The organism is Comamonas sp. CAH-2 (assembly GCF_009668305.1).
GTDB lineage: Bacteria > Pseudomonadota > Gammaproteobacteria > Burkholderiales > Burkholderiaceae_C > Comamonas > Comamonas aquatica.
On sequence record NZ_VSWF01000002.1, the window covers coordinates 37,940 to 50,893 of the forward strand.

Below are 12,954 nucleotides of genomic sequence, written 5' to 3' on the forward strand. Positions count from 1 at the left end.
GATAGCTGATCGCGCCGGATACATCTGCCCTGGAGGGCAAAATCATTCAAACTCCAGATGCCATGCAAGACGATTTGTTCGCGGCCGACGATCCGCCCGCTCCCCAGCCCGCCCCCAAGGCTGCGGCCACGCCGCGTGGCAGCGGCGTGCGCGCAGTGCAGCACCCCGCCGAGTTGCACGAGCTGGCCCAGTCGCTGCCCCCCACGCTGCGCATGGGCGTGTCCACCTGGTCCTACCCGGGGTGGGATGGCCTGGTCTGGGACGGCGTCTACAGCGATAGCACCCTGTCCCGCAAGGGCCTGGGCGCGCTGAGCCAGCACCCGCTGATGCGCACCGTCTGCGTGGACCGCAGTTTCTGGCGCCCCCTGAGCACCGAGCAGTACGCCCAGATGGCCAACCAGGTGCCGGGCGACTTCCGCTTTGTGGTCAAGTGTCCCAATGTGGTCACCGACGCCCTGGTGCGCGGCGAGCATGGGGCCGGCCAGGAGCGCAACCCGGCGTTCCTGGACCCAGGCCTGGCCTGCACCCAATTCGTGCTGCCCTGCCTGGACGGCCTGGGACCCAAGCTGGGGGTGCTGGTGTTCCAGATCAGCCCCCTGCCCTGGTCCGTGCTGCAGGACACCGCCACGCTGTGGCGGCAACTGGCGACCGTGCTGGCCAGCACCCGCGCCGCCTTGCAGCACGCCCCACAGGTGATCGTGGCCGTGGAGGTGCGCGACCCGCTGCTGCTCAGCCCCGAACTGGCCCAGGTGCTGAACGCCCACGGCGCCACCTACTGCCTGGGTTTGCATGGAAAAATGCCGCCCATCGAGCCACAGCTGGTGTTCTTGCGCCAGCTGTGGCCCACGCCCCTGGTCTGCCGCTGGAACCTGAACCACAGCTTCGGGCCGTTCGGCTACCAGGCGGCCCAGGAAAAGCACCGCCCCTTCAACGCACTGGTTTCGGCTGACACCCACACCCGCGCAATTCTGGCGCGGACTGTGCGTGGCATTACTGGCGCCGGCCAACCCGCATTTGTCACCATCAGCAACGATGCGGAAGGCTGTGCGCCACTGTCCATCCTCCGCTTGGCACAGCAGATTGCGCCTGCCGCTGGTCTGGAGCCGGCCTGAGGCACTTGCCACCCAGTTATGAATGGTTCACATTAAGTCCCACACAGACAACAGCCAGGGCCCTTTACAGCCAGCTTGTCACAAAAAAATGACCCAAGCGCGACAATTTGCAACATTCTGCGGAGGCATTACCGGAGGATTCACTCACAGGGCGCACGTGGTTGCGCACAGGACTTTGGCGTTAGAGAAGACATCACCGTGAAACTTCGCAACATCCTCATACTCGCTGGCAGCGTCGCCGCTGCCTCGCAGGCCTGCGCGCTGTCCCTGGGCAACTCGCAAGGCCAGGTCCAGCTCGGCGCGCCCTTGAACCTGGTGTTTCAGGTGCAGCCCGATGACGGACAAACCGCCGAGAGCAGCTGCATCACGGCCGCCGTGTGGATGGGCGACGACAGCCTGTCACCCGGCAATGTGCTGATCACCCCGCAAACCACCACCGTGCGCGTGCGCACCACCCAGGTCGTGCACGAACCCCTGGTGACCGTGAAGCTGACGGCCGGCTGCGCAGGCAGCGTGGCCCGCAGCTACACCCTGTTCGCCGACCCACCAAGTTCCATGGCGGCCACCGTCGCCCCGATTGATCTGAGCAAGTTGCAGGTCACCTCGCGCCCGGCGGCACGCCCCGCACCGGCCGCCGACGCACCCGCACGCCCTGTGCGCAAGGTGACCAAGCGTGTGGTCAAACCCGCTGCGGCAGCCCCCGTGGCCGCGGCTGCAGTGGCTGCCCCTGCGGCCGCCAGCGCCAGCAGCACGGTCGCGCCCCCCCCTGCACCGCCCGCGGTCACGGCTCCAGCCCCCAGTGCGGCAGAACCCGCAGCGACCACACAGCCACGCTTGCGTATGGAACCCCTGGAAGGGCTGGGCAGCCCCCAGACGGCGCCCGAGGCCCCGGCGAGCGCCGAACCCACCGACCCCCGCATCGACGCCCAGACCCAGGCCTTGCTGGACACCAATGCCCAGCGCCTGCAGACCTTGGAGCAGCAACTGCTGGGCCTGCAATCGCAGCTCAAGAACAACCAGACCGAACTGCTGAAGCTGAACACCCAGCTGGCCCAGGCAGAGCAGCAGGGCCTGCCAGCCTGGGTGCATGTCTTGCTGGGTTTGCTGGCGTTGTCCCTGGCCTGCATTGCGTGGCTGCTGCAGCGCATCAAGCAGGAACGCCAAAACTCGCAACACGCCTGGGCCGAAACCGTGCTGGCGGCCGCCCACCCGACGACGGACCCGGCCGAGGCCGCGCTGCAAGCTGCGCCAACACCCGCGACCGCACCAGCCCCCGTGCCCCCTCTGGTGCCGGCGGCTGCACAACAGCCCGAGCCCCCGCTGCCTGAAGCCACCGAAACCATCATCGCAGCGACTGCGCCAGCCATGGCTGCGCCTGCAGTGGTAGCAGTGCCGCAAGAGCCCCCTCTGCCCGAGTCTCCGCAACTGCAAGAGCTGCCCAGCCAGGTGGCAGAGGCCGCGCCAGCCCGCGCACCAGTGGCACCACCTGACACGTCCCTGGTCGAGATGCTGACCGCACAGGCCCTGTTCGATGTGCAGGAGCAGGCCGAGTTCTACGCTTCGATTGGCGAAAACGACCAGGCGGTCGACATCCTGCAGTCGCACATTGCACAGCACCAGGCGTCCTCGCCCCTGGCCTATCTGGAGCTGCTGCAGCTGCTCTACCGCCTGAGCCGCACCGAGGCCTACGAGCAGGCGCGCGAACAATTCCAGGCGCATTTCAACGTGCAGGTGCCCTCTTTCCTGGGCTTCTCGCGCAAAGGGCGCGACCTGTGGAGCGGCTACCCCGAGGTGCTGGGCAAGATCGAGGCCTTGTGGCCCACCGATGACGTGCAGCCCCTGCTGCGCAGCCTGATCGTCCACAACCCTGCCACCGCGCTTGCCGACACTGAAGTCCGGTTCGATCTGGCGGCCTTTGATGACCTGCTGATGCTGTACAACGTGGCCCAGACCACCCCGGCCTCCAGCCGGGGACAGATGCCGGGCCGCATCCGCACCGCGCCCACCGAAGTGCCCCTGCCCGAGGTGGTGTTCGATGCCCCGGCTGCTGCGCCGGTGGCAGCCCCCACCAGCTTTCTGCCCGATGACGCCTTCCTGTCGCTGCGCACGACGCCCGCGCCCCGTGCGCCGGTTGCCCCCCCCGAGGTCACCCTGCCGCTGCAGGCGGCCCAGTTGGACATGCTGACTGCGGCCCCCGCGCAGGCCCCACTGGCGGCCACGGAGTTGCCTGGCGACTCGCCATTCCAAAGCCCTTCCCACTTCGCTCCCGATGAAGTGCTGATGCAGGAGCTGTCCCTGGACTGGAACAGCACCTCCCCCGCGGCCTCGGCCCCGGCCGACTTCACCACGCTGGATCTGCAGACGCTGACCATGGATGAAAGAGACCTGCCTCCGCCGCCACCGGCAGCGCCACCGCCCTCGCATTGACGCCCCCCGCCCAACGCCACAGCCCTTGCCCGCTGTGGCGTTGTTGTCTGCGGCCCCGGAACCCCATTCCCAGCCCCCACCTGCCACAAACCTGCAGCGCGAGTGCCTTATTGGGGCAGTGTCTCCGTCTACATGCGAAAATCACGCCTTTGCGCGAGCAACGCCACAAAGTCCGACCACCGACTGGCCTTGCCGCGCAGCACAGTTACACACAAGGAATACACATGGAAGCCGAACGCATCAACCAAATCGAAGCCACCCTCACCGACCTGTCCAGCCGGACAGAAGACCTACGGAGGTATCTTTGACTACGATGCGAAATACGAACGCCTGCGCACTGTAAACGCCTCGCTGGAAGACCCCAACGTCTGGAACGACCCCAAGAAGGCCCAGGAACTGGGCAAGGAAAAGAAGTCCCTGGACGCGATCGTGCTGACCCTGCAAAAGCTCACCACCGAGCTGGCCGACAATGCCGAGCTGTTCGAGATGAGCAAGGAAGAAGGCGATGACGCTGGCCTGGAAACCATCGAAGGCGAGACCGACAAGCTGCGCCCGCTGATTGAGGAGCTGGAGTTCCGCCGCATGTTCCGCCACGAGGCCGACCCGCTGAACTGCTTCGTCGACATCCAGGCGGGTGCGGGTGGCACAGAAGCCTGCGACTGGGCCAGCATGCTGCTGCGTCAGTACCTGAAGTACGCCGAGCGCAAGGGCTTCAAGGCCACGGTCGAGGACGAAACCCCCGGCGACGTGGCGGGCATCAAGAGTGCGACGATCAAGATTGAAGGCGAATACGCCTACGGCCTGCTGCGCACCGAAACCGGCGTGCACCGTCTGGTGCGCAAGTCACCGTTTGACTCCTCGGGCGGCCGCCACACCAGCTTCTCCTCGCTGTTCGTCTATCCCGAGATTGATGATTCGATCGAAATCAACATCAATCCCGCCGACGTGCGCACCGACACCTACCGCGCTTCCGGTGCCGGTGGCCAGCACATCAACAAGACCGACTCGGCCGTGCGCCTGACCCACATGCCCACCGGCATCGTGGTGCAGTGCCAGGACGGCCGCTCGCAGCACAGCAACCGCGACGTGGCGTGGCAACGCCTGCGCTCGCGCCTGTATGACTTTGAAATGCGCAAGCGCATGGAAGAGCAGCAAAAGCTCGAAGACACCAAGACCGATGTGGGCTGGGGTCACCAGATCCGCTCGTACGTGCTGGACAACAGCCGCATCAAGGACCTGCGCACCAACGTTGAAGTTTCGGCGACCCAGAAGGTGCTGGACGGCGACCTGGACGTATTCATCGAAGCCTCGCTCAAGCAAGGCCTATAAGGGGAGCTTTCATGCTGCGTGAAGGACAAGCCTCAGCCATTTACCGTGCTGACTACCAGGCACCGGCCTGGTTGATTGAAACCGTCGACCTGACCTTCGACCTGGACCCCGCCAAGACGCGCGTGCTCAACAAGATGCGCATCCGTCGCAACCCCGGCGTGCCCGCCCAGGCGCTGCGCCTGGATGGCGACGAGCTGAACCTGGCGCGCGTCATGGTCAATGGCGGTGGCACCTCGTTCAAGATGGATGGCGGCCAGCTCGTGCTGGAGAACCTGCCCGAAGGCTGCGACCCCGTCGAACTGGAAATCTTCACCACCTGCGCGCCCGCGAAGAACACCAAGCTCATGGGCCTGTATGTGAGTGAAGGCACGTTCTTCACGCAGTGTGAGGCCGAGGGCTTCCGCCGCATCACCTACTTCCTCGACCGCCCCGACGTCATGGCCATGTACACCGTGACGCTGCGCGCCAGCCGGCACGACTACCCCGTGCTGCTGTCCAACGGCAACCTGGTGGACGCAGGCCCCATGGACGACGGCCGCCACTTCGCCAAGTGGGTCGACCCGCACAAAAAGCCCTGCTACCTGTTCGCGCTGGTGGCGGGCCAACTGGTCGCCCGCGAGCAGAAGATCAAGAGCCGCGCCGGCCGCGAGCACCTGCTGCAGGTCTTCGTGCGCCCCGGCGATCTGGAAAAGACCGAGCACGCCATGAACGCCCTGATGCACTCCGTGGCATGGGACGAGGCGCGCTTTGGCTTGAGCCTGGACCTGGACCGCTTCATGATCGTCGCCACCAGCGACTTCAACATGGGCGCGATGGAGAACAAGGGCCTGAACATCTTCAACACCAAGTACGTGCTGGCCAGCCAATCGACGGCCACCGACGTGGACTTCGCCAACGTGGAAAGCGTGGTGGGCCACGAGTACTTCCACAACTGGACCGGCAACCGCATCACCTGCCGCGACTGGTTCCAGCTGAGCCTGAAGGAAGGCCTGACCGTCTTCCGCGACCAGGAATTCAGCATGGACATGGCGGGCACCCCCTCGGCCCGCGCCGTCAAGCGCATCGAGGACGTGCGCGTGCTGCGCACCGTGCAGTTCCCGGAGGATGCCGGCCCCATGGCCCACCCCGTGCGCCCGGACAGCTACATCGAGATCAACAACTTCTACACCGTCACCATCTACGAAAAGGGCTCGGAAGTGGTGCGCATGCAGCACAACCTGGTCGGGCGCGACGGTTTTGCCCAGGGCATGAAGCTGTATTTCGAACGCCATGACGGCCAGGCCGTGACCTGCGACGACTTCGTGCAGGCCATCGCCGACGCCAACCCCAACAGCGCGCTGGCCCAGCACCTGGAACAGTTCAAGCGCTGGTACAGCCAGTCGGGCACGCCCGTGGTCCACGCCCGCGGCCAGTACGATGCCACCGCGCAGACCTATGCGCTGACCCTGTCGCAAAGCTGCGCTGCCACGCCCGGGCAGACCGACAAGCTGCCGTTTGTGATCCCCGTCGAAATCGGCCTGCTGGGCCAGGACGGCAGCGCCCTGCCCCTGCAGTTGCAAGGCACGGACGCCACCGCCGCCAGCCAGACGCTGGTGCTGACCGAAGCCACGCAGACCTGGGTCTTCACCGGCGTGGCGCAAGCCCCGGTGCCTTCGCTGTTGCGCGGCTTCAGCGCGCCGGTGGTGCTGGACTACGACGGCAGCGATGCCGAGCTGCTGACCCAGCTGGCCCACGACAGCGATGCCTTCAACCGCTGGGAAGCCGGACAGCGCCTGGCCCTGCGCTACGCGCTACAGGCGGTGCGTGCAGACGGTGCCGTGGCAACCGACATCCTGCCCGGTGACTTTGTGGCCGCCCTGCGTGACGTGCTGCGCCACCCGACGCTGGATGCCGCCTACAAGGATCTGGTGCTGACGCTGCCCGCCGAAAGCTACATGGCCGAGCAGCTGGACGTGGTCGATCCGCAGCGCATCCACGCCGTGCGTGAATCCATGCGCCAGCAACTGGCCGAAGCCCTGCAGGCCGACTGGGCCTGGGCCTTCGACACCCACAGCGCCACCGGCGCCTACCAGCCCGACCCCATCTCGTCCGGGCGCCGCGCCCTCACGGGCAGCGCCCTGCTGATGCTGTGCCTGGCGGCGCGCACCAGCGGTGATACGGTCTGGCCCGGCAAGGCCTACCAGCGCTTCAAGGATGCGGGCAACATGACCGACCGCTTCAACGCCTTGTCGGCCCTGGTGCACAGCGGCGCCGAGCTGGCCAAGCCCGCGCTGGAACGCTTCCACGCCCTGTTCAAGAGTGAGCCCCTGGTCATCGACAAGTGGTTCAGTCTGCAGGCCAGCAACTGCGACCGCGGCGGCCAGGTCCTGCCGGCCGTCAAGCAGCTGATGAAGCATTCAGACTTCAGCCTCAAGAACCCCAACCGCGCACGCAGCCTGATCTTCAGCTACTGCAGCGCCAACCCCGGGGCCTTCCATCGCACCGATGCCGCCGGCTACGTGTTCTGGAGCGAACGTGTGCTGGAGCTCGACGCCATCAACCCGCAGGTCGCGGCCCGCCTGGCGCGCGCCCTGGACCGCTGGAGCAAACTGGCCGAGCCTTACCGCACGGCCGCCCGTGAAGCGATTGCCCGCGTGGCCGCCAAGCCGGACCTGAGCAACGACGTGCGCGAGGTGGTCACCCGCGCCCTCGGCGATTGAGCATCAAAATGGCTGTTAGCGCTTGTACAGCAAGCGCTAACAGCTCCTTTTTTAGAGTTAAGGCGCCCTGCCGCAGGGTGCCCAAAGGAGAATTCTTATGAAACGTCGTGTCAGCCTGACCCGTTATCTGGTCGAACAGCAACGCGCCGATGGCCGCATCCCCCCCCAGCTGCGCCTGCTGCTGGAAGTCGTCGCCCGCGCCTGCAAGCGCATCAGCTTTGCCGTGAACAAGGGCGAACTGGGTGACGTCATGGGCACCGCCGGCAGCGAGAACGTGCAAGGCGAAGTGCAGAAGAAGCTGGACATCATCGCCAACGAAACGCTGATCGAAGCCAACGAATGGGGCGGCCACCTGGCGGCCATGGCCTCGGAGGAAATGGAAGGCATCTACGTGGTGCCCAACCGCTATCCCCAGGGCGAATACCTGCTGATGTTCGACCCCCTGGACGGTTCGTCCAACATCGACATCAACATGTCCATCGGCACCATCTTCAGCGTGCTAAAGAAGCCCGAAGGCCACCCTGGCGTGCACGACAGCGACTTCATGCAATCGGGTGCCCACCAGGTGGCGGCCGGCTACTGCATCTACGGCCCCCAGACCACCCTGGTGCTGACCGTGGGCGACGGCGTGGCTATGTTCACGCTGGACCGCGAGCAAGGCTCCTTCATTCTGATCGAGGAAAACGTCAAGATCCCCGAGGACACCAAGGAATTCGCCATCAACATGTCCAACATGCGCCACTGGGATGCCCCGGTCAAGCGCTACATCGACGAATGCCTGGCCGGTGAAGAAGGCCCGCGCGGCAAGAACTTCAACATGCGCTGGGTGGCAGCCATGGTGGCCGACGTGCACCGCATCCTGTGCCGTGGCGGCATCTTCATGTACCCCTGGGACAAGCGCGAGCCCCAGAAGGCCGGCAAGCTGCGCCTGATGTACGAAGCCAACCCCATGAGCTGGCTGATTGAGCAGGCTGGCGGCGCCGCCACCAACGGCCGCGAGCGCATCCTGGACATCCAGCCCACCGAACTGCACCAGCGCGTGTCCGTGGTGCTGGGCTCCAAGAATGAAGTCGAACGCGTGACCCGCTATCACCTCGAAGCCGACCAAAAGTAACTATAATCTTCACCTGTTGCCGGTGTAGCTCAGTCGGTAGAGCAGCTCATTCGTAATGAGAAGGTCGCGTGTTCGATTCATGTCTCCGGCACCATTGAAATAAAGAAACCTCGCTATGTTTTGCATAGCGAGGTTTTCTGTTTTTGCAGGCATGCATCCCACATGCATCCGGCAGTACATGGTTTTGATGCTCCAGTGTGCTGAGTTGCGAAGTGTCGCAACAAATCACACCAGGCTCCGTGGCAGCTCCTTCAACCAGCTACTTGCTCAGCTGCTTGAGCAGGCCGCTCTTACCAATCAGGTCTTCTGGCTTCTTGAGTTGGCCAGCAGGCCAAGCAGTAGTACTTCGGTACTTCGTGTTTCTTGGTGCTCATGATGCTTACGCACAGACCGACTTGTGCCGGCAGTGGATTGTCCGTTTACGCACAACTCCGCACACCCATACGCTATGGATTTGGCAGCAATAAATCACATGATCGATTTCTTTACCCAGTGCATTTGAAGCAAGGAAACCCCGCTATGTTTTGCATAGCGGGGTTTTGTTTTTTCCGACGATGTAAGGGCGGATGTAAGACGATTTTTTAGACGGCTGGCGCTGGCCTGCGCCAGCCACCCAACCCAAACCGCGCAAGGAGACTGGATTCGTGCCCCCGTTTGACAAGACCCGTACCACTACCGAACTGCAGAGTTTGCCCATCGAGTGCGCCCCACATGTGGAACTCGAACTCACGGAACAACAAGCGCGCACCATGCTGGCCATCCAGGCCAAGACCGAGCAGCTCAAGCAAACACTGCGACAAGACCCTTTGTGGGGGACCCCGGTGTATCTGCCGCCCAGGGGTTTTCCGCTCAAGCCAGAAACTAGCGAGCAGGTGCTTGCCGAGCAGTTGCCCTGGCCTGCCTTGCTGACGTTGGCCAATTGCGCCGAGGAAACGGCCCTAGTCGCCCAGTGCTCCGTTAAAGAGCTGCTGCTGTATGCCATCCAGATCTGCCCGTACCAGCATGTGGCCGTCTTGATTCAATTTTTGTCGCACAAAGAAGGCGTCCAAGCATCTGCCAAGGCGTTGAGCCCTTACATCCGACAGCTGAGAGACAAAGAAGCCCGCATCAAAGCAGGTGCCCGCAAAGGGGCCGACAAATCTGCGCATACGCGGCGCAAGCAGTCCAAGGTACCTGCGCCGCAAGATCTCAAGCGTGAAGCAGACAAGTTGATGGCCAGCCACTATGCGAAGCAGGACGTGGCAGGTATTTTGGCCAAGCGCTACGACGTCACGCCGACGACCATCCGCCGCAAGCTGAATGCCGCCACATAACAGACGCTTCGTTTAGAGCGGACCCAGCCAACTCGCTGGCAGGTTTTCTGCCGGCTGAATTGCAGGGCTTGGATCGGTGAGCACCTGCAATCTGAATCTCTATTGCCATCACAAAAATACGAACATGTAGGGGGCTCATGTTCGTCGTGACATTCAAAGTCGCGGCCATCACAACTTCTTCAACTCAGAGGAATACAACGATGGCCTACTTTGTTGCGCACCCCGTCCGCCTGGACGAAGAAACCCGCTCCCACATCACCACCGCCGAGGCGGCTTTCCACCTCAACCGCTCCGAGCAGACCCTGCGCCTGTGGGCCTGCAAGGAAACAGGGCCACTGCGCCCTGCCCGCATCAACAACCGCTTGGCCTGGTCGGTTGCCGAGCTGCGCCGCGTTTTGGGTATCCACTAAACCGCTGCCCCGCCATGCGTTCGCTGGCCCTCTTTAACCCAGCCGTGCTCGTCACGGCTGGGTGCATTTGAGGGGCACGCGTGCACATGGACCGCCGGACACGCTCTGCCAACCTGCTGGTGCGCTTTGCCAAGCTCAAGGGCCCCACGGCAGCGCTGCGGTCGGCTCGGCACAATCTGCGCGAGCTGGCCTTGACGCCCAACATCACCCCAGGCCAGCAGCATCTCAACCGCGTCTTGCTCGGTCACCAGAGAGCTGACGCGGTCAACGCCGCCTACAAAGCACAACTGGAAGCAGCAGGCATCGACAAGCTGCGCGTGGATGCCGTGCGCCTGATCGAGGCCTTGGTCAGCCTGCCTGTGGGCATCCACGATGACGAATGCGCGTACTTCCAAGCTGCACTGGACTGGATGGCCACAGAGTTTGGCAGCGCCAACCTCCTGAGCGCGGTCGTGCACAAGGATGAAAGCGCACAGCACATGCATGTGCTGATCGTTCCCCTGGTCCAGGGGCGGATGCGGGGCTCAGACTTGCTGGGCGGTAAAGCACAGCTGCGTGCGCGCTTGGCGCGCTTTGAACAAGCCATGCAGCCCCACGCAGCCGCTTTAGGCCTGCTGGACCATTCCGAGATGGCGCTGACGGCAGAACAAATGGCCGGGGAAGTCATTCGCGCACTCCAGCACCGCAAAGACCCGATGTGGAAAAGCTGCGTGGCCCAGCTGCTTCGCAACTGCATTGAAGAAGCCCCCCAGGCGTTTTATGCAGCCCTGGCCCCGACGTTGGGGCCCGCCGATACCCTGAGTCCGCCTCGCCCTCGTTGCCGCCCCAAGCGCACGAAAAAGATGGCTGAGATTTTTACCAAGCCGATTGCCAAGCTCCGTGGCGCGGCTGCGGAACGCTATCGCCAAAGCCAGGAATACCAGCGTGCCCACATCACGGCACCGGCACGGACCAAGCCTGCCGCCAGCATGGTGGGTGCCCGTGCCATCTCAGACGCCCCTCGCAGTTCCTCGCCTCCCGTGCATGTTGTGACTGCACTGAAACTGCCCGCCTTGCCGCAGCGAACCCTATGCTCTGTAGGGTTCGCTGGCGCTGGTCCCACTTGGCCCATCCATACCAGCCTTGGCATCCTGGCCCAGCCTCGATCGGTACTCCAGGCAAGCATCCCCAGGGTACGGGCCACACCAATCCCATCGTGGCCAGCTGCAAAGTACCCACAACCGACTCTTCAACGCACCAGTTGGCTGGTGGCGACAGTGCCGCTGAACTGCGTGCTTTTGCAATGGTGGCTGCTCAAAGCGCGAGTGCCCTGAGATGGGACGACACACAAGTACGTTCAATTGCAAGACAGAGGCCCCCATGCACCACACCACTCAACCACATGCCTTACCGGCGCCAGCATCTGGCAATCAGAGCGCTGATCACGAACCTGCGTCCGTCCATCTCCACAGCGACTGCTGTGGCGCGAGGACGCGCAAGGGCACTCCCTGCAAAAGCAAGGCTCTGTATCGCGGCGGACGCTGCAAGTTGCATGGTGGCTTGTCCACGGGGCCCAAAACCAAAAAGGGCAAGGCTGCCAGCCGCCGTAATGGAAAGAAAGGTGGGCGGCCCAGGAAGAACCGACAAACTGAACGCAAAGGCACGGCTTAAAACCCAACCCCATGAGAACCAGACAAAACTTGACATCAAAAGACACTGAAAAAAGGAAGCTCAAGATGCTGGTCCAGCAGGACATAGGGATGGTGCTACGCCACTGGAGCCAGTGGTTGAGAAGATGACATTACCTACGTCTCGACCTGGCAAGGTTGGCTCTATGCGGCCTTTGTGATTGATGTCTCCGTCACTTGGCCTGGCCGCCAAAGATCGCCAGCAGGTCATCCAGCGCCTGATCTACCCGCCCGAGGTCACCCACTTGGCCCCAGTGGAGGCATCCGGGTCGTGGCCGAAGTGGTCGTCGGCCAGTTGCCGCAGCCGGGTCAACTTGTTGTGGATGGCTGCGGCGCGGGCGAGATAGGTGTCGAGGGCGTCGGTCTTGGTGTTCATCGCGGGGCTCGTTGGTTGATGGATGACACCACCATTCACGCGCTGAACGATCAAGAAGCCAAGCGAAGATGATTAGAACTCTGGCTCTCCAGCCCCTCGTCATAGTTGTGTCGGACTGATACAATGGAAGGTAATTTTCTGTTGATCCAGAACCATTCGCCATGAAGCGTTGCTTAGTCGGAATTCGCCCCACTGATGCGCCTGATGCCACGGTTTCAGGCAAGCAGGTGCCCACGGTCTGGTTTCCGTCGATGGCAACGCTGGCGGCGGTCTTGTCGGAGGACAACCGGGCTTTGCTGCGGCTGATTCGGCAGGCCAAGCCCAAGACCATGACGGAACTGGCGGCGCTGTCGGGGCGGCAGGTGCCCAACCTGTCGCGCACGCTGCGGATGATGGAAGGGTATGGACTGGTGGCTTTGACGAAAAATGCCCGGCAAACTCGCCCCACCGCGCTGGCCACCGAGTTTCTGGTGGTGCTGGATTGAGATACAGAAATAACAAAAAACG

General features: G+C 63.4%; 11 protein-coding genes and 1 tRNA gene. 11 read left to right on the plus strand and 1 reads right to left on the minus strand.

Going from position 1 to position 12,954, the window contains the following annotated elements:
* The first annotated feature begins 62 nt into the window (after window positions 1-62).
* The 10 genes from FYM52_RS02255 to FYM52_RS19090 all read left to right on the plus strand — a co-directional run bounded on the left by FYM52_RS02255 (window position 63) and on the right by FYM52_RS19090 (window position 12,054).
* Window positions 63-1,112: a DUF72 domain-containing protein gene (locus FYM52_RS02255; protein ID WP_154162938.1), complete on the plus strand. Its 1,050-nt coding sequence runs from the start codon at window positions 63-65 to the stop codon at window positions 1,110-1,112.
* A 198-nt stretch (window positions 1,113-1,310) separates the two neighbouring features.
* Window positions 1,311-3,539, plus strand: a complete 2,229-nt coding sequence (locus FYM52_RS02260; RefSeq protein WP_154162939.1) for a hypothetical protein — start codon at window positions 1,311-1,313, stop codon at window positions 3,537-3,539.
* 224 nt (window positions 3,540-3,763) lie between these two features.
* Window positions 3,764-4,868 (plus strand): peptide chain release factor 2 gene (gene prfB, locus FYM52_RS02265; RefSeq protein ID WP_154162940.1). Its coding sequence is split into 2 segments (ribosomal slippage): window positions 3,764-3,844 and window positions 3,846-4,868, totalling 1,104 coding nucleotides; the frame shifts between segments, so codons are not numbered across the junction.
* A gap of 11 nt (window positions 4,869-4,879) precedes the next feature.
* Entirely contained in the window at window positions 4,880-7,567 is a 2,688-nt protein-coding gene (gene pepN / locus FYM52_RS02270; protein ID WP_154162941.1) for an aminopeptidase N, read from the plus strand.
* Window positions 7,568-7,664: 97 nt separating this feature from the next.
* Window positions 7,665-8,681: a class 1 fructose-bisphosphatase gene (locus tag FYM52_RS02275; protein ID WP_154162942.1), complete on the plus strand. Its 1,017-nt coding sequence runs from the start codon at window positions 7,665-7,667 to the stop codon at window positions 8,679-8,681.
* Window positions 8,682-8,699: 18 nt separating this feature from the next.
* Window positions 8,700-8,775 (plus strand) — tRNA-Thr (locus FYM52_RS02280).
* Window positions 8,776-9,394: 619 nt separating this feature from the next.
* Window positions 9,395-9,994: a hypothetical protein gene (locus FYM52_RS02285; RefSeq protein ID WP_154162943.1), complete on the plus strand. Its 600-nt coding sequence runs from the start codon at window positions 9,395-9,397 to the stop codon at window positions 9,992-9,994.
* A gap of 200 nt (window positions 9,995-10,194) precedes the next feature.
* Complete coding sequence (locus FYM52_RS02290; protein WP_042419516.1) at window positions 10,195-10,404, plus strand: hypothetical protein; 210 nt, start codon at window positions 10,195-10,197, stop codon at window positions 10,402-10,404.
* A gap of 86 nt (window positions 10,405-10,490) precedes the next feature.
* On the plus strand, window positions 10,491-11,717 hold the full coding sequence (locus FYM52_RS02295; protein WP_238826093.1) for a plasmid recombination protein: 1,227 nt from the start codon (window positions 10,491-10,493) through the stop codon (window positions 11,715-11,717).
* Between the two features lie 46 nt (window positions 11,718-11,763).
* Complete coding sequence (locus tag FYM52_RS19090; protein WP_304515523.1) at window positions 11,764-12,054, plus strand: HGGxSTG domain-containing protein; 291 nt, start codon at window positions 11,764-11,766, stop codon at window positions 12,052-12,054.
* A gap of 240 nt (window positions 12,055-12,294) precedes the next feature.
* On the opposite strand, the gene FYM52_RS02300 is transcribed toward FYM52_RS19090, so the two are convergent.
* A complete protein-coding gene (locus FYM52_RS02300) occupies window positions 12,295-12,447 on the minus strand; it encodes a hypothetical protein (RefSeq protein ID WP_154162945.1) in 153 nt (50 codons plus the stop codon).
* Window positions 12,448-12,698: 251 nt separating this feature from the next.
* On the opposite strand from FYM52_RS02300, the gene FYM52_RS02305 reads away from it, so the two are divergent.
* Window positions 12,699-12,932 (plus strand): MarR family transcriptional regulator, encoded by a 234-nt coding sequence (locus FYM52_RS02305; RefSeq protein ID WP_162524625.1) that lies wholly within the window; start codon window positions 12,699-12,701, stop codon window positions 12,930-12,932.
* Window positions 12,933-12,954 lie beyond the last annotated feature (22 nt).